At 43.1% G+C, this 22,969-nt stretch carries 20 protein-coding genes; 6 read left to right on the top strand and 14 right to left on the bottom strand.

The annotated features are described in order from the left end of the window. Window positions 1-6: 6 nt before the first annotated feature. The 5 genes from E2K74_RS05580 to ispH form a co-directional block, all read right to left on the bottom strand. Window positions 7-768 (bottom strand): pilus assembly protein PilX, encoded by a 762-nt coding sequence (locus E2K74_RS05580; protein ID WP_151206693.1) that lies wholly within the window; start codon window positions 766-768, stop codon window positions 7-9. Next, window positions 765-1,778, bottom strand: a complete 1,014-nt coding sequence (locus tag E2K74_RS05575) for a PilW family protein (RefSeq protein ID WP_151206692.1) — start codon at window positions 1,776-1,778, stop codon at window positions 765-767. Before E2K74_RS05575 ends, E2K74_RS05580 begins: the two co-directional genes overlap by 4 nt. Before the next feature lie 2 nt (window positions 1,779-1,780). Further along, window positions 1,781-2,287: a type IV pilus modification protein PilV gene (gene pilV / locus E2K74_RS05570; protein ID WP_151206691.1), complete on the bottom strand. Its 507-nt coding sequence runs from the start codon at window positions 2,285-2,287 to the stop codon at window positions 1,781-1,783. Further along, window positions 2,287-2,775: a GspH/FimT family pseudopilin gene (locus E2K74_RS05565; RefSeq protein WP_151206690.1), complete on the bottom strand. Its 489-nt coding sequence runs from the start codon at window positions 2,773-2,775 to the stop codon at window positions 2,287-2,289. Before E2K74_RS05565 ends, pilV begins: the two co-directional genes overlap by 1 nt. A gap of 161 nt (window positions 2,776-2,936) precedes the next feature. Beyond that, the gene (ispH, locus tag E2K74_RS05560; RefSeq protein WP_151206689.1) at window positions 2,937-3,887 is read right to left on the bottom strand and encodes a 4-hydroxy-3-methylbut-2-enyl diphosphate reductase; all 951 of its coding nucleotides are present in this window, start codon (window positions 3,885-3,887) and stop codon (window positions 2,937-2,939) included. Window positions 3,888-4,020: 133 nt separating this feature from the next. Between ispH and gmk the strand changes: the two genes are divergently transcribed. The 6 genes from gmk (at window position 4,021) to bfr (ending at window position 8,885) form a co-directional block, all read left to right on the top strand. Continuing rightward, window positions 4,021-4,644, top strand: coding sequence for a guanylate kinase (gmk, locus tag E2K74_RS05555; RefSeq protein WP_151206688.1), 624 nt, complete (start codon window positions 4,021-4,023; stop codon window positions 4,642-4,644). Window positions 4,645-4,720: 76 nt separating this feature from the next. Continuing rightward, window positions 4,721-5,002, top strand: a complete 282-nt coding sequence (gene rpoZ, locus E2K74_RS05550) for a DNA-directed RNA polymerase subunit omega (protein WP_004650579.1) — start codon at window positions 4,721-4,723, stop codon at window positions 5,000-5,002. A gap of 216 nt (window positions 5,003-5,218) precedes the next feature. Beyond that, complete coding sequence (locus tag E2K74_RS05545) at window positions 5,219-7,324, top strand: RelA/SpoT family protein (RefSeq protein ID WP_151204620.1); 2,106 nt, start codon at window positions 5,219-5,221, stop codon at window positions 7,322-7,324. A 75-nt stretch (window positions 7,325-7,399) separates the two neighbouring features. Then, complete coding sequence (locus E2K74_RS05540) at window positions 7,400-7,783, top strand: RidA family protein (protein ID WP_151206687.1); 384 nt, start codon at window positions 7,400-7,402, stop codon at window positions 7,781-7,783. Window positions 7,784-7,995: 212 nt separating this feature from the next. Next, window positions 7,996-8,190, top strand: coding sequence for a (2Fe-2S)-binding protein (locus E2K74_RS05535; protein WP_151206686.1), 195 nt, complete (start codon window positions 7,996-7,998; stop codon window positions 8,188-8,190). Between the two features lie 230 nt (window positions 8,191-8,420). Then, window positions 8,421-8,885 (top strand): heteropolymeric bacterioferritin subunit Bfr, encoded by a 465-nt coding sequence (bfr, locus tag E2K74_RS05530; protein ID WP_151206685.1) that lies wholly within the window; start codon window positions 8,421-8,423, stop codon window positions 8,883-8,885. Window positions 8,886-9,247: 362 nt separating this feature from the next. Here bfr and E2K74_RS05525 read toward each other — a convergent pair whose 3' ends face one another. From E2K74_RS05525 to gltB, 9 genes are all read right to left on the bottom strand, one after another. Next, window positions 9,248-10,882, bottom strand: a complete 1,635-nt coding sequence (locus tag E2K74_RS05525; protein WP_151206684.1) for a PglL family O-oligosaccharyltransferase — start codon at window positions 10,880-10,882, stop codon at window positions 9,248-9,250. Window positions 10,883-10,980: 98 nt separating this feature from the next. Continuing rightward, window positions 10,981-12,669 (bottom strand): O-antigen ligase family protein, encoded by a 1,689-nt coding sequence (locus E2K74_RS05520; protein WP_151206683.1) that lies wholly within the window; start codon window positions 12,667-12,669, stop codon window positions 10,981-10,983. A gap of 85 nt (window positions 12,670-12,754) precedes the next feature. Next, complete coding sequence (locus tag E2K74_RS05515; RefSeq protein WP_151206682.1) at window positions 12,755-13,246, bottom strand: pilin; 492 nt, start codon at window positions 13,244-13,246, stop codon at window positions 12,755-12,757. Between the two features lie 195 nt (window positions 13,247-13,441). Then, the gene (locus E2K74_RS05510) at window positions 13,442-14,002 is read right to left on the bottom strand and encodes a TPM domain-containing protein (protein WP_151206681.1); all 561 of its coding nucleotides are present in this window, start codon (window positions 14,000-14,002) and stop codon (window positions 13,442-13,444) included. Continuing rightward, window positions 13,996-15,012 carry a TPM domain-containing protein gene (locus tag E2K74_RS05505; RefSeq protein WP_227548010.1) on the bottom strand — a complete coding sequence of 339 codons (1,017 nt, stop codon included), beginning with the start codon at window positions 15,010-15,012 and terminating at the stop codon, window positions 13,996-13,998. Before E2K74_RS05505 ends, E2K74_RS05510 begins: the two co-directional genes overlap by 7 nt. A gap of 63 nt (window positions 15,013-15,075) precedes the next feature. Continuing rightward, window positions 15,076-15,666, bottom strand: coding sequence for a LemA family protein (locus E2K74_RS05500; protein WP_151206680.1), 591 nt, complete (start codon window positions 15,664-15,666; stop codon window positions 15,076-15,078). A gap of 177 nt (window positions 15,667-15,843) precedes the next feature. Beyond that, entirely contained in the window at window positions 15,844-16,686 is an 843-nt protein-coding gene (locus E2K74_RS05495) for a metal-dependent hydrolase (RefSeq protein ID WP_151206679.1), read from the bottom strand. 251 nt (window positions 16,687-16,937) lie between these two features. Next, complete coding sequence (locus E2K74_RS05490) at window positions 16,938-18,359, bottom strand: FAD-dependent oxidoreductase (protein ID WP_151206678.1); 1,422 nt, start codon at window positions 18,357-18,359, stop codon at window positions 16,938-16,940. 74 nt (window positions 18,360-18,433) lie between these two features. Then, complete coding sequence (gltB, locus tag E2K74_RS05485; protein WP_151206677.1) at window positions 18,434-22,909, bottom strand: glutamate synthase large subunit; 4,476 nt, start codon at window positions 22,907-22,909, stop codon at window positions 18,434-18,436. Window positions 22,910-22,969 lie beyond the last annotated feature (60 nt).

Genomic DNA, 22,969 nt, shown 5'->3' with positions numbered 1-22,969 from the left:
CCCCTATTACACGAAATCTTGAGCAATTACATATTCAGTGACTGTCGATTCAAAAGGCACATTGAGTTCAGACAAACACTGAGTCACACTTTTATCGGCTCCTGTAGATGGAGTCACACCGCCTGGAATAACGACTTCATTCATATGAGATTCAAAACATTCATCAATTTTTGTTTTATCTGCTGTGGTTAAAGCAGGCATGATTGAAACTGCAAAAACTTTAACTGGCTTACTGCGTTGCAATTTCACAGTGTTATCATCTGTTCCTAAAATTTGCCCATAGAATGCATCTTTCTCTGCTTCTGATGAATATTTAACGGCAACTTGAGTCATCACAGCCTTACGACCACTCGTGAAAAAATTTGTTCCACTTACATTCGTTTTACAATATCCATCTTTACCAAAGCTATCATTTTTAGGTTTTACATCAGGCGCATTCCATTCAATGATGCTGGCAAGAGTAATATCGAAAAAATTAGCTTGGTCGGCGCCACGAAAACAAAACACAAGTTCTTTATCTTTATTCACTGCACCATCAATATATCCAAACATTCCACTACTGCTTAATGACTGAATAATATTATTTTCCTTCTCTACATTAAAAAATGCAGCATCTGCGTTCTGGAGCATTAATTGAGTGGCCTGACTATTAGTTGCAATATTTAAAGTCACCAAACTTTGACGGATTGCCAATGTTCCTATAACGGTAATAGCAACAAGTAGAATAAGAACAACGATTAAAGTTGCTCCTCGCTGACTTTTATTCATTGCCCTCTCTCCCCAAAAGTATTACGCAGTGCAACTGTTTGAGAAACCACCTGACGGACATATTTGCTTGTTGTATTAGTCGGTACTTTCACTGTTACTTTTTTATCGAGTACTTGAAACTCTTGATTATCTTTAATCATTGGTTCATTCCCTACACCTTGTACAGAACGAACTAATGCTCCTAATTGAACAGATAAGATGCGTGGTCGGGGAGCACTATGTGTCATATAATCATCAATAGAAATATACCGAAGCTTTTCACCATTCTGGATACCCAGCATGACATGAAAATAATCGACCCGCTTTATAATAACTTCGCCATCATTACCAAAAGATTCAATCTTGTTTGGAAGCGGAGTACCCGATTCACTGTACCATCCAGCATCACACGCTAAGGCCAAAGCAGTATTTGGCTCCTTGCTATCTTTATTAGTATCTTCCCTAAGAAAATAACGCTGTACAATTATACGCAATGGTGTTTCAACCCCACCAGTCATTACTGGGAACTTGATTTCTTCCCCTTCACAATCAAAACCCCCAACCCAATTACTGCCAACTCTTGTATATTGAGGTCTATACTGAATGACTAATTGATCACTACTTTCCCCTTGCACATTAGACAAACCCGTAGCTCCACTTGACAATAAGTTCGTTGCTACGGTTGTTCCTATTAAGTTTTCAGGCAAATTACTATAAGTAATATTCGGTGTAACTGTAGTGTCTTTAAAACCATTAGCACTAGAAGTAAGTACAATCCCACCTTGAATTGTTCGATCATTAATTCCAGAATTTAGACTATTAAGATTTGTATGTCTGATATCCTGTGCTATGTATCCCAATCCAAAGTTCGCATCATCCTGAATACTTGCAAACCCTTGTTGTAATGCACTGCTTTTTTGACCGGTTACAAATAACATGATCGCTGCAGCCATTATAATCAACCCTAGAGCCAGCGATATCATTAACTCAATTAGGGTAAAACCTGTCTGTTTATATGAATTTAATGGCATTTTTAATATACCTCCATAATCAAACAGGTTGATGACGGATCATAAACTGTCCCTGTCGTACAGTTTCCTGCATCTTCTTGTCCATCTGTTGCTGCTGTATTCCCCCAAGCAACATAGATACATTTACGATCATCACTATTACCTTGACAATCTAACAAGTTGACTGTCATTCCTACTGAGTTAGCACGCTGCACAACCTGTGCTACGTCATAATCTGCCATTTCACCTGTTGAACACTCTTCTGTTGAACAATTTTTACTATATTCAGCTTGAGCATCAGCATCTGCTATTTCATCCACATAATCATCCAAAGCGCCACGATTTACCCTAATTCTTTCAGCAAAATCTCGCGATAAATTAACTGCCTGAACTCGATAGCTCCCTTCAGAAGTTGCCTCAACTGCTCTATATTGCAGAGCAATAAATCCCAAAACACCCAGTGCAAGAATCAGAAGAGCCACTAATATTTCCATCAATCCAACACCTAATTGATGCTTTGTATAACGCATTAGCAATCTCCCTCGCTAATTGGTTGGAGTGAACCCATTTTTGTTATTGTTATTGTTTTTGATTTATCACCATCTGCTTCATCGCAGATTACAATTATTGTATCTGAACTTGCACCCTTCACTTTTCCAGTCATTTCAAACGTAATTGAAGTTTCTGTCCCCGACAATATCGATTTTCCAGTTGGCCCCCAAAGATATAAAAGCTTACTTTCTCTCTGCTTTTTTAAGGCAGCATCCGCAGCAATTTCATCAGAACGCTCAATATATTCTTCTTGATCTTCCACAATCTCCAGCTTTACATCCTGTCGAACTAAAACGGCTTGTGCACGTGCCTCCATAATTAGGCTATATAAATTACGACTACTTTTTGTTAAATTTTGATTTAGAATTAGACTATTGAAAGTAGGCGCCGCCATCATCGTCACAATTGCCAACACCACAATCGTCACCATCAACTCAATCAGCGTAAATCCCTTATTTTTCTGCATGCGCCCCCCAGCAACAAAACTTTACCCTATTAAAAATTTTATTCTAATTGTTTACAAAAACCACACATTACAAGATAAAAGGCATAAAAAAACGGATGACTGTCATTTGGCAATCATCCGTTAATTTTTGAGTAAAATTAAACTGTTAACTACAACACCTTTTAAGCCTGAGTTACAGGAATGCGCAACTCTTTGGGCAAACTAAAAGTGATATTTTCTTCACGTCCATCCAGCTCTTGAGGTGCCTGTGCCCCCCAGTCCTGTAAACGCTGAATGACTTGTTTAATTAGAATTTCTGGCGCAGACGCCCCAGCGGTAACTCCAATTTTAGTATTCTCAGTAAACCAGCCTTGTTGCAGCTCATCCGCATTATCCACCAAATAAGCTGCTTTCCCCATACGCTCCGCTAGTTCACGTAAGCGGTTTGAGTTAGACGAGTTTGGCGAACCGACCACCAGAACCACATCACAAGCAGATGCCAGATCGCGCACTGCATCCTGACGGTTTTGCGTGGCATAACAGATATCATCCTTACGTGGTCCCTGAATATTCGGAAATTTCTGGCGAAGCGCATCAATGACTTTAGCAGTATCGTCAATGGACAAAGTCGTCTGGGTTACAAATGCCACTTTATCGGGATTATGCACTGTTAAAGCAGCAACATCTTCTTCATCTTCGACCAGATAAATTTCACCACCCTTTTTCTTGTCGTATTGACCCATGGTGCCTTCGACTTCCGGGTGGCCTTCATGACCAATTAAAATGGCTTCAATCCCTTCACGGGCATATTTGGTCACTTCAATATGTACTTTGGTCACTAGCGGACACGTCGCATCAAAAACTTTCAGGCCACGACGCTCCGCTTCTTGCTGTACCGCCTTAGATACTCCATGTGCACTAAAAATCACAATATTGTCATCTGGTACTTCATCGAGTTCATCGACAAAAATCGCGCCACGCTGACGCAGGTCATCCACCACAAATTTATTATGCACCACTTCATGACGCACATAAATGGGTGGATTAAAGCATTCTAGGGCCCGGTTCACAATCGCAATGGCACGATCAACACCAGCACAGAAACCACGCGGGTTGGCTAAGACAATTTCCATAGAATCCTCAATACTCACACCATTTTTAGCGGTTCAATTGAAATAAATGTAAACATTCGACTCACAACTATTTAGTTTAAAGCCGGTCTACTCTAAAATAGAGAAGATATTTTATCATATCAGGAAAAATATCATGTCGGGTCTCTTGTTTGTCGTTTCCGCGGCGTCTGGAACGGGCAAAACATCCCTTGTTAAAGCCTTACTTGAGCGTGTCAACAATCTTCATGTTTCTGTCTCTCATACGACACGCGGTCAACGACCTGGCGAACTCGATGGCGTACATTATCATTTCTCGACCAAAGAAGATTTTTTAAATCTGGTCAATCAAGGCGGTTTTATTGAATACGCAGAAGTATTCGGTAATTACTATGGTACGGCTCAGGCTACAGTCCAGGAACAGCTGGCCAAGGGCCATGATGTTTTACTAGAAATTGACTGGCAAGGCGCACAGCAGGTACGTCGCTTATTTCCTGAATCCAAACAGATTTTCATCCTGCCACCAAGCCAGTTTGACTTGCGTCAACGCCTCTCCAACCGCGGCACCGACTCTGTTGAAGTAATTGAACATCGTCTCAGCTGTGCAGTTGAAGACATGCAGCAATATGCCAATTTTGACTATGTGATTATCAATGACGACTTTAACAAGGCACTGCACGACCTTGAATCCGTGATTATTGCCAATCGTCTGGTGGTATCTCAGCAGGCGCACCGTCATGAAAAACTGATCCAGGCTTTAATTACACCGAGCGCCGAGTGATTAAAACTTGAGTCTCTAGGCAAAGCCTTTTATACTGTGCAGTCTGTTAAAATTTACTATTCAAACGAGAATTCTTATGGCACGCGTAACCGTTGAAGATTGTTTAGACCATGTAGACAACCGCTTTGAGCTTGTACTAGTGGCAAGCAAACGCGCGCGTCAATTGGCACGTCAAGGCATTGAACCGACTGTGGAATGGGACAATGACAAACCGACTGTAGTGGCTTTGCGCGAAATCGCTGCAGGGCACGTGTCCAAAGATATTTTAAAACAGCGTGATCAGGATTACCAAACTTCGAGCCTGGATCTGGCACTTTCTGCAAACAACCTTAATCTGGATGGCTTTTCTTTCCAATAAGCCCTCCTCCTGAAAAAGCCTAGTTTAAAACTAGGCTTTTTTTGTTTTCTGGCTTTTATATTTATGCTAGAACGGTTATAACTTAACAGTTAGCTCCCGAGTTTGTCCCGGTTTTCTGCTTTTAAGCATGAAAGAAATTGACAAGCTTTATGATTTCGATTTCATTAGAGCTTTCAGTTTTTTGTTTGTAAGAAAATCCAGTTTAAAAGGTGTTTTATGCCAGGGCCACAGGTCAGTCAAGCCAAGCAACAATTACATATCATTATCGACGCGTATTTAAATGAAAGCGAAGTCGAGCGTGTGCTTGCGGCTTGTGATTATGCAGATCTGGCCCATGAAGGCATTACCCGTAAAAGCGGCGAACCCTATATTCTGCACCCGATTGCGGTAAGCTGTATTTTGGCTCATATGCGGCTGGATACTGAAACCCTGATGGCCGCCCTGCTGCATGATGTTATTGAAGATACTGACTTTAACAAAGATGATATTAGCGAGAAATTTGGCCGTACCGTTGCAGAGTTGGTAGATGGCGTCACCAAACTGAGTCATTCCAGCGATAAAGAATATAATAAAGCTGCTTCTTTTAGAAAAATTCTGCAAGCCACTTTACAAGATCCACGTGTCATTATTATTAAACTTGCTGACCGTTATCACAACATGACCACTTTAGAGTCATTGCGCCCAGATAAACGCATGCGGATTGCCCAGGAAACCTTTGATATTTTTGTGCCGATGGCGCGTATTGTCGGCATGAACGAAATGGCCGACAATCTGGAACACCTGTGCTATCAGAATCTTGATTTGGATATGTTTAATAATGTTCAGGATGCATTATTACAAACCAAACCGAAACGCTGTGAATATCAGAGCATCTGGGAAGTCAATCTGGCCGAACTGCTGCAACAGCATCACATTCATGGTCGTATTAAAAAGAAAAACAATAATATCGAGCTACTGCGTCACTTCGTCAAAAACGATATTGACTTACAAGAACTGACTCATAGCCATGCCTTTGAAATTATTTTACAAAGCATTGCCGACTGTGACCGCCTTGCAGACATTCTACGAGAAAACTTCCAGGTTCTGCATTATGAAGATCATATCCGCCGTCCACTACCTGGCGGCAACCAGTCACTGCTGATGCGTCTGAAAGGTGAAAAGACCACCTTGTCGCTCACCATTCAAACCGAGTTGATGCGCAAGGCTGCACGCTTTGGCGTAGTTCTGGGTGAAAATGCACCACAAGCCTGTCGCTCTGCCATTCAGGCCTCCATGCAAAATCTGAATGGTCTAATTGATGGTGAATGTGCCAAAACCACCTTTAGTGAATTACTGGATTATCTGCATCAGGAAAAAATCTGGGTCTATACTCCGCATGGGCATCTGCATGAATTACCCCAAGGCGCGACCGCGGTTGACTTTGCCTATGCTGCCAGTCTTTTCTTGGGCAACCATGCCATTGGTGCCAAAATTAATGGAGATACCAAACCGCTTTCCACACCACTCTCTAGCGGTCAGGTGGTCGAAATTATTACCGATGTACTGGCAACCCCAAACCCCGACTGGCTCAGCTTTATTAACACCCAAAAAGCCCGTCGCGCCATTCAGAATATTCTGCGTGATCAGGATATAGACGAACAGCGTCTGGTCGGTCAGCAGGCTTTAAGTCGTGCCTTAAAATTATTCCAGCGCTCTGTCGGTGATCTGACCGAGGCAGACTGGCACAATCTGCTGCAATGGCGCCATGTGGTCAGTAAAGAGCAGTTTTTTGAACAGATTGCGGTCGGGGACCTATTACCGCAACTGGTTGCCAATCACCTGTTCTCTCAAGACCAGCAACAGGAAGCCAACAGCTCGACTCGTCTGATCAAGGGAACTGAAGGTGTGGATGTCAAATATGCCCATTGCTGCAATCCGGTTCTGGGTGATCCGATTCAGGGGCATCTTACCCGGCGTGGCCTGATTGTGCATCGTTTACGCTGCCATAACCTGCTGCATGAGCAAAACCAGCATCCTGAAAATATTATGCTCTTGCAATGGACCTCGGATGATCTGGAAGATGTCAACTTTACCGCCTATTTAAAGATTGATCTGGCGATGAATGACGAGCAGATTTCTGACCTGATTTACCAGTGCCGTAAAGCCAAATCTGGGGTCGAAATGGTACGCACTTACGAAGACAAAACCTATGTCAATGTCGTAGTGCATAACCGCAAGCACATTGCCCAGATTATTCGTGAACTGCGCATGCATTTTGGTTTCCCTCGCATTAGCCGCCTGGAACATCCACTCAAGATTGCCGAAACGTCTAAAGCAAGTTAATCACTTAAAACGATAATGCTTTTGCCAGTTGAATTGATCTACTATGATGTATCTTGATGATAAAAGGAGAAATTGATGTCCCGCCAAGTGATCCATACTGAAAATGCCCCTGCTGCGATTGGCACCTACTCACAAGCCATTCTTGCTGGAGATACGCTTTATCTATCCGGCCAAATCGGTCTGGACCCATACAGTATGGAACTGGTTGAAGGTATTGAAGCACAAATTCGCCGCGTATTTGATAACTTAAAAGCAGTGTGTGAAGCTGCGGGTGGCTCGCTGGCGGATATTATCAAACTGAATATCTTTTTAACTGATCTGTCTCATTTTCAGCTGGTTAACCAGATCATGGGCGAATATTTTGCCCAGCCCTACCCTGCACGCGCCGCTTTAGGTGTAGCCAGCTTACCCAAAGATGCTTTGGTTGAGATGGATGGAATAGTGATTATTAATCAATAATTTATTAAAAAAATAACCTCTTAAGGCCATTATTCTTCATAAGGTCTTAGGCTTGAGCGGAAATCCAATTGTATTCAGATTTCCGCTTAATTATATTATCTTTATTTAAATCACCAATCATAATAAATACTTTTTCAAATGATTTTTATTGACAAACGATAACAATTATCAATAATATTACTTATCTTATTTATTCACTGTGGTTGTATCCTATGTATGTTTGTCTATGCCGTGGCATTACAGATCAAGACATTAAAGATGCTATTGCAAATGGTGCAGAAAATTATCGTGACGTGCGCGATATGCTCGATTTAGGTACTTGTTGTGGACGCTGTGCTCCAGAAGCACGCATGATCATCAGTGATGAAGTTTCCCAGATTGCAGCCCGTTTGGCGGTGGCTGCCTAAACTCTATAAAGATAAGAATAAAAAGTAAAATAAATGATTTAACATCATTTCCTCCCCCGCCTCTGACTCTGGCGGGTTTTTATTGTGAGTCATTCGCTGCAGCTGTACTTGATTGCGATTTTCATTTGCTGTTCTATAAATTACTCACCATTTTGCTGGAACATGTTTTAATATCCTATAAAACAACTTTTTACTTAGAAAACCAATCAGGTTTTAAATGGAGTTATGCGATGAAAGGCAATCGTGATGTGATTAATCAGCTCAATCAGGTGTTGTATCACCACCTCACTGCCATTAACCAGTATTTTCTGCATTCACGCATGTTTAATGATTGGGGGATTGAGCAACTCGGTTCGGCAGAATATAAAGAATCAATTCGTCAGATGAAACATGCCGACAAGATTATTGAGCGTATTTTATTTTTAGAAGGCTTACCGAATTTACAGCATCTGGGCAAGTTGTATATTGGCCAGCATACCCAAGAAGTCTTGCAGTGTGATGTACGCAAGGTCGAAGAAAATATTGAAACCATTCAGCAGACAGTCGCACTGGCTGAAACGCACATGGACTATGTAACCCGTGACTTACTGAAGGATATTCTAGACAAAGAAGAGGAGTATCTGGACTGGACCACGACTCAGTTAGACCTGATTGAAAGTATTGGTATTGAAAACTATATTCAGAGCCAGCTCTAAACTTAAAGTAAGTTAATAAAAAGCCAGCAGATGCCACTGCTGTCCCACAATTTTAATTAGGCTCTCGTTTGAATGGCATGAAGTATCAAAAACAATTCGAGAGTTTTTAAATATATGATATTTACTCATATTTATATTTAAATATTACACAGCCTCATCTTTCCTTTAAAAGTTTAAATGGATTTGTACAGGCAACACCCTACTTTGGAAAGACCCAAAGTAGGCAAAAGTCTTTTATTACCCATACACGACGTCCTGTCGTGATGGGTAATGTGTGGCATCCCTGCCAGACTCTCGTCACTTAAAGCCTCATCACTTCAACTATGGAACAGCATTAAACAACTGCTGGCTTTTTATTGGCTTTATTTCGGCATCTCCTGAATCAGTTCCTCATAACTGACTTCGGTTTTTTGAATGACTTTTAAACGATTCAGCTGCTGCCGTGCCTCTTTTTCTTTCCCATTAAACGCCAGAAGTTTGGCATATTTCAGCAGATTGTATTTAGTCGGATAACTCAGTACCATCTGTTCACCTTCCTTAATCTGCTCAGGAGACGCTTTGCTATAAGGATTGAGTCGAATCCAGTCAATACGGTGGTTAAACTCACTCAGCAGATAAACAGGATGCTGATTAGTGATGTTCTCAGGCTGTTTTTCATAGCGGATACTTTGGCCCCATTTTGGAACCACAGTATCATAATCACGATAAATCACAGTCAGTAAAATTAATCCGAAAACAAAAATGAATTTCAGGCCGATTGATGGCATAACTATTATTTTAATTTTTGGATGTTGGGCCAGAACCGTACCAAGAATAAAACCCACCGGCAACAGGAAATAGGCATAGTGCTGGGGAAACTCAAACATGGCATGGGTGACAAAAGCCCCGATCATCAAGATCCCGATGACAGACTCTGGGGTATTGACCCAGCGTTGTAACTGATAACCCAAATAACCAAAGTAGGCCAAAAATGGCAAACCAATAATTAAGCCATTCCAGAGTAAGAAGTCCAAAATAAAATTATGTGCACTGCGAATCCAAACTGGACCTTGTACGGTATCACTGATCGAAACAAAAGCCACACTGCTCTGATACCAGCCATAGCCCCACCAAGGTTCGGCTTGAATAGCTGCCAACATCTGCTGCCAGATCGCGAGGCGTGACATATCTCCGGTGGCACGTGCTACTACATCGCGACTTTGCACAACATTCGCATCTATCGCCTGAGCAGCAAGTTGACTGAGCCACGGGAAAGTCACAATACAGGCAACAAAGAAGATGAACCAAGCAATACTGTAATACCATTTCAGGCGAATAATACCTTTATATTGATAGAACGCCAGATACAGTATAATCGCAATCGCAGCCACCCAGGCAGTACGTGACTGGCTTAACGCCACTCCCATGATAATTAATGCAGCGCAGGCAAAGAGCCATTTGGTCTGGATTTTTTTCTTTTCATACAGATAAAGGCAGCTCATCAAGGCCATGACTAAAAAAGTCGCCATATTATTTGGCTGAGCAAAGTTGGCATAAGGCCGCTGTGTGCCACTAATATTGACCATGCCCGGTAAAGTTGCATCCAGATTGGTCCATTGGCAAATGGCAATAATACCTGTGACAGTGCCCGAAGCCAGAAACACATAGCTCAGATTGGTGAAGGTGTCTTCTCGGCTATAGTTCCCGGTTGAAAGATGATAACCCAAGATACTTGCCAGCCAAAAGCTAAAGACAAAAATAAAGCCCATCATCGCGATGCTAAAGAAAAATACCTGCCCTGCGAGTAGCTGGATAAAAGGCACACCAGCAAGCAGCAGCAAAGGCAGGCTAACGACCGGAATTCTTAATTTTTCTTTTAGGCAAACTGCGGCAGTAGCGAACAGTGCAAAAAAGGCATACAGCTCACCGGTATAAGTCACCCATGGACGGTAGTGAATGGGCATGAGCCAAGCGAGGGAGAGGAGGATTGCTGCGATTAGGGCAAGCGTGGATTTCATGTGGAGAATAATTAATGGAGGTGGGCATATGATAATCAAAAAGCAGATGAATAGGTAATCTGCTTTTTGAAAATTAAAAAGAAAACCTCTAAATATATTTAAAAGTTAGTATCAATTTTTTTATAAATACTATTAAAATTATTAGGATACTGAAGTGCTAATTCTTTTAAATATGTTTTAGTATTGTCACACTCTTTTCCAGCATGGTAATGACAAGAAGCTTTAAAATACTCATAAGCTTTTTTCTCTTGTCTATCCAACCCTAATAAAGTACCTTGTTTCACCAAGTACTCATTCATTGGAATATACTTTACTAACCTTTCCCCTATTTCAATAGAGTCTTTTAGTAAGAAACCATCTGTAGATAAAGATTGATATAAAAATAAATCATTAAAATAACTAAAACCAAAAATAAACTTTGTTTGAACTATTTCATCAAACTTTACCCTCTCACTTAAACTATTATTAAATACAATATCATTTAAATAGGCCATTTTTCTATATTGAAAAGAATAATATATAGAGAAAAGTAAAAGAATTAAAATAGGCAATGCCACTAGATAACCTTTATCAATCTGATAGATTTTTTTCGAACTTTTATCATATAATGCAAGAAAAATAGAAAAAACCATTAAATAACGAAAATACCATAAAGGATACTCAAAACAAGAATAGACTATAAAAGTTAATAAAATTAAAAAAATATAAATATCTGACTTATCTTTGATATAGCATAGATTTTTTAAAAATATTATTAAAAATAATATAATTAATCCCCATCCTAAAATACCGAACTCACCAACAAGATGACCAAAAATAAAATGCGAGTGATCTGTTAGGCTTAACCAACCAACTTGTTCATAGTATTGTAAGCTAGTTGAAGCAAAGTTTTTCCATCCAACTCCAGTTATAGGATGATCTTTAATGATTAAAAAAGTTTGGTGCAAAAAATTTAATCTTACATCTTTAAAACTTTCTGATACACGCCCAATCGTATTACTACTTTCCAAAAAATATGAATATAAAAAAATACCAACTATTAATCCAAGTATTCCAAAGAAAAATTCTTTCAAAGCTATAATTTTTCTTTTATCAATAAAGTTATTAAATACATTAAATATTAACAAAGAAAGTAACAACATTAAAAAACCTGTTCTACTTGCAGTAAAAGCAACTCCTACACTTAACAAGAATACTATTAAAAATTTTAAATATTTTTTGTTTTCCAAGAAAAAAATAGTTGAAATAACCCCCAACACCAAAACAAATGCTGTTTGGTTAGGCTGAAACAAATTACCAGAGAACCTCTGCGTTTGTAGTGGCAAACGCATCACCTCAACTAAAAAAGATATATTAAAAAAATGAATCAACTGTGTTAAAAATAAAAAAATACTTGTTAAAATAATTATTGCTGATAAAAATTTTATAAAATAATTTTTATCTCTTATATTTGAAATAGCTATCGAAAGAAAAAAAATCAACAATATTTGAGATAAAGGAAAAACTAAACTATCTACATAAGTTATATTATTAATGATTGGCTGAACTAAAAAAATAAAAAATAAAAAAAACCAAAGTAAACTACCCAAACTTACCTTAAGTGACTTATGAAGTGTATAAAAGACTAATAAACCAATAGAACACAGTATAAATGAAATACTATTGATAAAAAAATCATGTGAACTGGGTGCATAATGCTGATAACTTAACACACCATAAAAAAAGGATAAGCTTATATAAACTAATAAAATAGTATCAATAGATATTTTTCTTGAATAATTTACCATGAACCACCAACTTATTTAAAGCTTGTATATTTATAAAAATAAAAAAATGCCAGTTATTTTAACTGGCATTTTTAATTATAAATTATTAGTTACGACATTCAGCAGGTGCATATTTAGCTTCTAAACTACCAGCTCCCGCACCTGTAACTGAAGTAGCCGCACCTGCAGAACGACATACCCATGTAATTGAACCAGCTGCAGGTGGAACACCTTTTACTAAAGCTGTACCAGTTGCACGATCACCATTCAAAGGACTTAATACTAATGTATTCTTATTAGCTGGCGCTACAGCTGTTGTATATGCAATTGTAATACGACCATTTGCTGAATCAATTTTTACGCTACTTACATTTGGTGTTGGTGATGGTTCCGTCCAACCGCTACCAAAGCCTGTCGCATTTGCAGCATTTTCAGATACTGCAGCTTTTGCAGAAGATGCTAAAGATAATCCTTCTGTTACTTTAGCACGTACTGTGTAATCTTGATAAGCAGGGATCGCAACGGCCGCCAAAATACCAATGATCGCGACAACGATCATTAATTCGATAAGGGTGAAACCCTTTTGTACTGTATTCATAACATTCTCCACAAATGTTTTGTTAATTTTTTATGAGCTTTATAAGCTATTTTGTATATAGCATTAAACGTGCCAACTTCTATTATAAATATATTTAAATAAAAAACAGCTATTTAACGATAAAAAATTTTCAATTAATTTTCTTAATGTGTTTTTATGTAAAAAAGTGACACTTATTGTCACATATTTACAACATCAACCCAGAATAATTGGTTTATTCCCCAACTCATTTTCTACATCTGCTATTTTTTGGTCATAATACTGGTCTAACACCTGTCCAATCTGTTGGATTCCCTCAATTACCCCGTGTTTATATTGCTGCCTGGCCAGATTCTGAATAATCGACTGGCAAATCTCATCCCAGACTTCCTGAGTCGTGGCTTGCCGAATTCCCCGATCAATTACAATTTCCACCTTACGCTCACATAAATTGAGGTACAACAACACACCACTATTATATTCAGTGTCCCAAACACCCAGCTCAGCAAAGAGTTGTCTGGCGCGACAAAGCGTATCTTGATAATAGGCCGAGCGGGAAGGCAGGCAGCCTTCAATCACCACCTGAATTTCTCCGACATGGCCATGTTCGGCTTCTTCAACTGCCAGCGCAATCGCATGCTGATCTTGCTTGCTAAAAAAACGCTTGGTCGCTGGCATATAGAAAAAATGCTTGAGCCAGCGTTTAAAACTCGGCTGAACAGACTGTTCCAGCTTTGGCTGCGTGACAATCTCTGTTGTATCTGTAGTCGTTACCATGAGCCTGATGCTCCTCCCCCACCAAAACCACCGCCGCCACCGCCGAAGCCGCCGCCCCCAAAACCACCGCGCCCACTGCCACCGCGGCCACCACCGGCCATAAAGGCATGTAAAATCAGCTGGGCAAGCGAGGTGACCAGTAAAAAGAACACGCCGGCACCAATCATTAAACTGGCAATTACACCCATGCCATTGACCAGACCGGCAGCTGTTCCTGCAACTGCGGCAGTCGCAGCACTAAGTTTTCTGCCAAAAATCATGGAGCCGATAACACCCGCGATCACAATAAACACTACACTGCCCAAGGTCGCCTGACTGGCCTTTTGTGCTTGTAAGGCCTGTTCCTGACGTGCTTTGAGTTCAGCTGCTGCCTGCGCAGCAACTTCAGGATCCAGATTTAAAATACGCTCAATCTCGGCGATGCCGGCATCAATCCCTTGCGCATACTGGCCCTGTTTAAAATATGGAGTGATTGTTTGGTTGATAATCCGGTTGGCGATAATATCCGGCAATACGCCCTCAAGCCCGTAGCCGGTTAAAATCTGAATCCGGCGGTCATTCAGCGCAACTGTCATCAACAAACCATTATCGTGTTCTTTAGAACCCAATTGCCAGCGCTCTGCCACTCGCATGGAATAACCGAAGATGTCTTCCTGTCCGGTGGTGGGCACAATGACCACACCAATTTGCGCTTTTCCTGCCTGATAAAGACTCAAGATTCGCTGGCTAATGCGCTGCTTTTCTGCCGCGGTTAATATATTGGCCTGATCAATGACCGGTTCATTCATACTCGGCAAATCACGCTGAATCTGCCCTTCTGCCATATCATTGGCAATCTGTGGCTGCTGCACAGTGGTCGTGGCTGGATTCTGCGCTGCAGGTTTTTCAGCGGGGCGCTGCAAAATTTCACGTGCCACCATCAGGTCTTCGCTGGCTGTTGCGGTGGCCGTTTCGCTCCGGGCGCTATTCATCAGACTCAACATCAGACTGAGAAAGAGCACTGTACCCATCTGTGCAGCACGCATATACATCATCGCAGTCACCTTAGATTGCTCAATTACTCAGGACGAGTCTTAGTCAAATAATACGGTTGGCGCTTGCTGTGCACTTTGCTCGGCACTGAAGTTCGGTTTAGTGTCCATGCCAATCACTTTGGCGGTCATCACCTGCGGGAACTGGCGTGAATAGGCATTAAAATCTTGAACCGTGGTGATATAACGGTTACGCGCCACAGCAATGCGGTTTTCTGTGCCTTCTAGTTGCACCTGCAAATCACGGAATTGTTCATTGGCTTTCAGGTCAGGATAGTTTTCAGACACGGCAATTAACCGTGATAATGCGCTGGTCATCTGGGCTTGCGCTTCCTGATATTTCTGGAATAAAGCCGGGTCTTCCAGTACTTCTTTGTCCACCTTCAGCCCTGCGACATTGGCACGCGCCTGAGTGACTTCAGTCAGCACCTGTTCTTCATGCTTGGCATAGCCTTTAACCACGTTAACCAGATTCGGTACCAGATCGGCACGGCGCTGGTACTGGTTTTGTACTTCTGACCAGGCCGCAGTGACTGCTTCATCTTTCACTTGTAAAGTATTATAACCACAGCCGCTGAGGGTTAAGGTGCCCGCCAGCATCAAGACGATAAACGATTGTTTTATGAGACGCATGATGTTTTATCCTCAATTCTTTATTTATCTTTAGATAATTAATTTGATTTTAAACATCTTTTTCTAAAGTTTTGTTACTTTTTATAATTTTTATAGGAGCTGAGGTCTTTTTACTGACTGGAGACTGCCATCACCCGCACCACTTGATTTGTAGGAAAATTCTCCTTTTAAACAGTTTTACTGGAAGTTTTCTGCCAGATACTCTTTCCAGTAATCCAGTTGCTGACTGTAATCGATACCAGAAGGATGAAAATCCTTTCGATAATAGGCCAGGTATTCAGGTGCAAGCTGAATCACCATTTTCAACAGTAAATACAGGCCAAATAGATTCCCGCCCACTTTATACACACTATTTTTCTTGTCCTGCAAAAATAAACGGCTGGCTGAATAAAAAGTCAGACTGGCAAAGCCGGTGGTGACACTGCGCATCATCTGACGGCGTACCCGATCATCTGCATAAACATGCTGATAAACATCAAAAGCAACTGCGCGATGTTCAATCTCCTCAATTGCATGCCAGCCCCAGAGTTTTAACGCATCTTCATCTAAGGTACTTAGAACCTCAGGATGGCGCAAAATATAGCCGCCCAACAAGGCAGTAAAATGTTCAAATGCACAGGTAATGGCCAGCTGATATTTGGGAGGCAGACTTTTTACATAATGGTTCTTGCGGGCCAGCCAGGCCTGAAAGCGATCCAGATTATAGTCATCACGGCGCCAAGCTGCATTAAATTCGCTATGTGCTTTGGAATGCATCGCTTCTTGCCCAATAAATGCTGCAATTTGAGCCTGTAGTTTTTCATCCTTCACCTGATCACGCACATTGCGCACGCTATGCACAAAGAATTGCTCGCCTAACGGGAAGGTCGAAGATAAAGCAGTCAACAGGTGTGACATGACTGGAGAATTGGCAAAGTAATATCTGGAGATAGCACCCGGATTAAATTGCAGTCTGCGTACTGTAATACCAATCGCCTGAGGACGATGCTGATAGGCTTTAGGGGTTGCCACTTGAGTCATGTTATTGTTCCTGTCTTGGTCAAGTATTGAACAGTATGTGAACAGCCGCCCTATTTCCCTATGGCGAAAATGCTAAGTTGATTAGCAAAAAGGCCCAAAAGAGCAGTTTTAAAATATTTTTATTTTGTTTTAAACCCTGTTTGCCCCTGTACATTTTCCAAAAAGAATATTTACAGGTGTAACTGTTTCAATTACCAAGAAAACCTGCCCAAGCAGGTTTTCTTTCATAAGCTTCATCACTTTAAACTGGATTAAACCTCCAGATAATCCAGAATTCCTTGCGCAGCCTGACGCCCCTCCCAGATCGCAGTCACGACCAGATCAGAACCACGAACCATGTCGCCACCGGCAAATATTTTTGGATTTGAGGTCTGGAATTTGTATGGCTGATGTTCAGCAGCAAGTACACGGCCTGAACCATCCAGATTGATTTCAACATCCGTAAACCAGTCTGCCGGGCTGGCTCGGAAACCAAAGGCCAGCAAGACAGCATCGGCAGGTAAAACTTCTTCTGAGCCCGGGACCGGTTCAGGGCTACGACGGCCACGGCTGTCTGGCTCGCCCAGTTGTGTGGTGACAAATTTAACACCAGTCACCCGACCCTGTTCACCGACAATCTCGATAGGTTGACGGTTAAATATGAATTCCACTCCTTCTTCACGTGCATTTTTCACTTCACGACGTGAACCCGGCATATTGTCTTCATCACGGCGGTAGGCACAAACCACCGATTTGGCCCCCTGACGCACAGAAGTACGGTTACAGTCCATCGCCGTGTCACCGCCACCCAGCACAATCACCTTTTGACCTTCTAGACTGATGTATTCCGCAGCATCATTTTCCCAGCCCTGGCAACGATTCACATTGGCAATCAGAAAATCCAGCGCATCGTACACGCCATTCAGCTCTTCACCAGCAAAACCGCCCTGCATGTAGGTATAAGTGCCCATCCCCATAAACACCGCATCATAGTCGGCAAGCAGCTGGTCAATGGTAATGTCTTTTCCAATGTCGGTATTCAAACGAAATTCAACGCCCATGCCGGTGAAAATTTCACGGCGACGTTTCATGACATCTTTTTCCATTTTAAATTCTGGGATACCGAAGGTTAACAGACCGCCAATTTCAGGACGCTTGTCGAATACCACCGGTTTTACCCCATTGCGTACCAGAATATCGGCACAGCCCAGACCGGCAGGACCGGCACCGATAATCGCCACTTTTTTATTGGTCCATTTTACTTGTGACATATCGGGACGCCAGCCCAAGGCAAAGGCGGTATCGTTAATGTATTTTTCGGCATTGCCAATCGTTACCGCACCAAAGCCATCATTTAAAGTGCATGCCCCTTCACATAAACGGTCTTGCGGGCAGACACGGCCACACACTTCTGGCAAGGTGTTGGTCTGATGGCATAATTCTGCTGCCTGGAAAATACGCCCTTCTGCAATCAGCTTTAACCAGTTGGGAATATAGTTATGTACCGGACATTTCCATTCACAATATGGATTACCACAGCCCAAACAACGGTGGGTCTGGTTGGCTGCAATTTCCGCAGTAAACGGTTTATAAATTTCCACAAACTCTGCTTTGCGGACAGTGAGATCTTTTTTCTCTGGATCTTGGCGTGCGACATCCAGGAATTGAAAGTCATTGTTTAGGCGCTCTGCCATGTCTCTCTCCGTGGCGAGGTGCGGCGGTTTATGTCTTTCCGTCCTACCTGCCTATCAATCTGTTCGTCGTGGAATTATTGTGGATCAGCTTTGGTGGTTTTCAACAGGGTTTGTAAATTAGCCGCTTTGGGTTTTACCAACCAGAATTTACGGCTGTAATAATCAAACTCATGACGAATCTTGTAGCCCCAGGCACTGCCTGTCTCTTCAATATATTCATCTAAAATACGCAGCAAGAATTCCTGATGTTCCTCCATCGCTTCTGTAGAAATACGGTTTAATTCGATTAACTCGTGGTTGTAATGGTCAACAAAGTCGTTATCCAAATCCAGTACATAAGCAAAACCACCGGTCATGCCCGCCCCAAAGTTATGCCCCACTTTCCCCAGCACCGTCACAATCCCACCCGTCATATATTCACAGCAGTGATCCCCGGCCCCTTCAATGACCGCAAAGGCCCCCGAGTTACGCACGGCAAAGCGTTCACCCGCTGTACCCGCAGCAAAGAGTTTTCCACCTGTTGCGCCATATAAGCAGGTATTGCCAATAATCGCGGTATTTTGTGTTTGAAAGGGTGAACCTTTCGGTGGGAAGATGGCAATACGCCCCCCTGCCATGCCTTTGCCGACATAGTCGTTGGCATCCCCCTCCAGGCGAATATGCAAGCCCCCTGCATTCCACACTCCGAGCGATTGACCCGCGGTACCGGTTAAATTCACTTTAACCGGATGAGACTCCATATTTAAGTTGCCATAACGACGCGCAATTTCACCGGAGACACGTGCACCAATCGAGCGGTCACAGTTCACCACCCTAAAGTGATATTCACCGCCTGTGGCTGCCTCAATGGCTGGCAACATCTCGGCAATCATTTTCTCGGCCAGAATGCCTTTGTCAAATGGCGCATTGCCCTGAACCTGACAATACTGTGCCTTACCTTCAGCCGCAGGATGCGACTCCAGTAATGCACTGAGATCAAGGTGCGCATGTTTATCGGTTTCACCCGGCAACACTTCCAGCAGGTCGGTGCGGCCAATCAGGTCTTTTAAGCGGGCCACACCCAGTGCCGCCAACCACTCGCGGGTTTCTTCTGCAATAAACCTGAAGAAGTTGATCAGCATTTCAGGTTCACCCATATAGTGTTGCTGACGCAAATGATCCTGCTGTGTCGCCACACCGGTTGCACAATTATTCAGATGACAAATACGCAGGTACTTACACCCCAAGGCGATCATCGGGGTGGAACCAAAACCAAAGCTTTCTGCACCCAGAATCGCAGCTTTCACCACATCCAGACCGGTTTTTAAGCCGCCATCGGTTTGTACGCGCACTTTGCCACGCAAATCATTAACACGTAGCGCTTGATGTGCCTCCGCCAGGCCCAATTCCCAAGGTGAACCGGCATGATGAATAGAAGATAATGGTGAGGCTGCTGTACCGCCGTCATAACCGGAAATGGTAATAAAATCGGCATAGGCTTTGGCGACACCGGCTGCAATCGTGCCAATTCCCGGTTCAGAGACCAGCTTCACCGATACCATGGCTTGAGGATTGACCTGTTTCAGGTCAAAGATCAGTTGTGACAAGTCTTCAATAGAATAAATGTCATGATGCGGTGGCGGGGAAATCAGTGTCACCCCCGGCACGGAATAACGTAAACGGGCGATTAAACCGTTTACTTTCCCTCCCGGCAACTGACCGCCTTCACCCGGCTTTGCTCCTTGCGCGACCTTAATCTGCAACACTTCTGCTGAAGTTAAGTAGGCAGGGGTCACCCCAAAACGGCCTGAGGCAATCTGCTTGATTTTCGAGTTACGGAGGGTGCCGTAACGCGCCGGATCTTCACCCCCTTCGCCTGAATTGGAACGCCCGCCAATGGTGTTCATGGCAATTGCAATCGCTTCATGTGCTTCAGGAGACAAGGCTCCCAAAGACATACCGGCAGAGTCAAAACGCGGCAGGATCTCTTCGATGGATTCCACCTCATCCAACACAATGGAATGCTCGGTTTTGAGTTTAAATAAATCACGAATGGTTGCCACTGGGCGGTTATTCACCAATTCAGCATAGGCTTTAAAATCCGCATAATTGCCCGAACGTACAGCTTTATGCAGCGAGTTAATCACATCCGGATTAAAGGCATGATATTCCTTGTTAAAAACAAATTTTAGTAAACCACCCTGATCGATTGGCTTACGTGATTTCCAGGCCATGTCCGCCAATTTTTTCTGATCATTTTCGAGGTCTGTAAATGTGGCACCTTGAATCCGACTAGGCACACCGGTAAAGCAGGTGTGTACCACTTCATCTGACAGGCCTACTGCTTCAAATAGCTGACCGCCGCGATAAGAGGCAACTGTTGAAATTCCCATTTTAGACAGGACTTTTAACAAGCCTTTTTCAATCCCTTTACGGAAATTGGCCTGTGCATGCAGAGGGTCGCCTAATAGCTCGCCTTTGGCAATCAGGTCATTAATCACATCATAGGCAAGGTAGGGATAAATGGCAGTCGCGCCAAAGCCTAACAGCACGGCAAATTGATGCGGATCACGTGCCAAGCCAGTTTCAACAATAATGTTGGCATCGGTACGTAACCCAGCATTGATTAAATAATGATGGACCGCACCTGTGGCCATCAAAGCATTCGCAGGCAGAAAACCGGGACGGATTTTTTTATCTGAAAGCAGCAACAAGGTTTTACCATTACGAACTGCTCGCGCAGACTCTTCACAGATACGGGTGATGGCGGCGGCCAGACCCTCACCTTCAGCATAGTTCAGGTCGATATCTGCAATTTCATAACCTGTACGACCCAGCGTACGAATCTGATGCATTTTCGAATTTGAAAGCACCGGACTGGAGATAATCAAGCGATCTGCATGTTCAGGACCCTGCTCAAACACATTTTGCTCACGCCCCAAACAGGTTTCCAAGGACATGACTATAGATTCACGTAATGGGTCGATGGGTGGATTGGTCACCTGCGCAAACTGCTGGCGGAAGTAATCCGATACATGACGCACTTGACGAGACAACACTGCCATTGGCGTATCATCCCCCATTGAACCGACAGCTTCCTGACCGCTTTCTGCAATAGGACGAAGCAGTTGATCGCGCTCTTCAAAAGTCACCATGAACATTTTCTGTGCAGCTTTAAGCTCTTCGCCTTTTAGGCCCTGATCGCATAGATATTCTTCCAGTTCCGGACTACCCTGCACACGCACTGAGTTTTCACGCAGCCACTCACGGTAAGGACGCATTTTTTTCAGGTGATTGCTGACATCCTGGGTATCGAGCATTTTTCCGGTAAAAGTATCAATCACCAGAATTTGCCCCGGACCAACCCGACCTTTAGAGATCACGTCTTCAGGCTCATAGCCCCAAACCCCGATTTCAGAGGCTAGGGTAATATAGCCATTTTTGGTGATCACCCAACGTGCAGGGCGCAAACCATTACGATCCAGCATACAGATCGCGTGACGGCCATCCTGAATGACCAGACCAGCCGGACCATCCCAGGCTTCCATGTGTTTTGAGTTAAATTCATAAAATGCACGCAGATCGGCATCTAAAGTTTCCACGTTTTGCCAGGCAGGTGGCACCAGCATGCGCAGGGCGCGGAACAGATCCATGCCACCACCGACCAGAATCTCCAGCATGTTGTCGAGGCTTGAAGAGTCTGAACCAGTGCGGTTTACAATCGGTGTCAGATCAGTTAGACCCGGTAAGAGCGGATTTTCGAATTTCGGGGTCCGCGCCATTGCCCAGTTACGGTTGGCAGTAATGGTATTAATTTCACCATTATGCGCAAGATAACGGAAGGGCTGCGCCAGAGGCCAGCGCGGTAAAGTATTGGTCGAAAAACGCTGGTGGAACACCACAATATGAGAAGCCAAACGCTCATCGGCAAGGTCAAGATAAAACTGCGCAATATAAGCAGGCATCATCAAGCCTTTATAGCTAATGACGCTGGAACACAAGGTGGTCACATAAAATGCGGTATCATGACTCAACTGCTGCTCTGCACGACGACGCGCCAAGAACAGTTTGCGGTTGAACTCAACCTCCGTCACCCCCATCGGGCAATTGACCATAACCTGCTCAAATGCAGGCAAAGACTGCAGGGCAATTTCACCCAGCGCCTGATTATTGGTTGGAACCACACGCCAGGCCAGCACGCGGCAGCCTTCTGCCTCAATTTCTTTGCTAAGAATCTTTTTAGCATGTGCTGCAATTGCAGGATCCAGGCTTAAGAACACCGTACCGACAGCAAATATTTCACTGAGCGTGATATCACTAAGTTTTTTTGCTTCTTCACGAAAGAACTGTTTAGGCATCGCCAACAGCAAACCACAGCCATCTCCAGTCTTGCCATCTGCGGCAATCCCCCCACGGTGGGTCATGCAGCTCAGACTATGCATCGCGGTCTTGACCAGATCATGGCTGGCCTCACCCTGCATATGGGCGATTAAACCGAAACCACAGTTATCTTTAAACTCATCCGGCTGATATAAACCTTGAGCGGGAGCTACAGTATTAGGCGATGGCATGTGCATAGCGTACCCTTCTTTCTCACGAAGCCAATAGGCGATTAAACAATCTAAACTCTT

Origin of the sequence: Acinetobacter sp. RF15B (assembly GCF_007558235.1) — a bacterium.
Classification (GTDB): domain Bacteria; phylum Pseudomonadota; class Gammaproteobacteria; order Pseudomonadales; family Moraxellaceae; genus Acinetobacter; species Acinetobacter lwoffii_C.
This window is presented reverse-complemented; position numbering and strand designations above follow the sequence as displayed.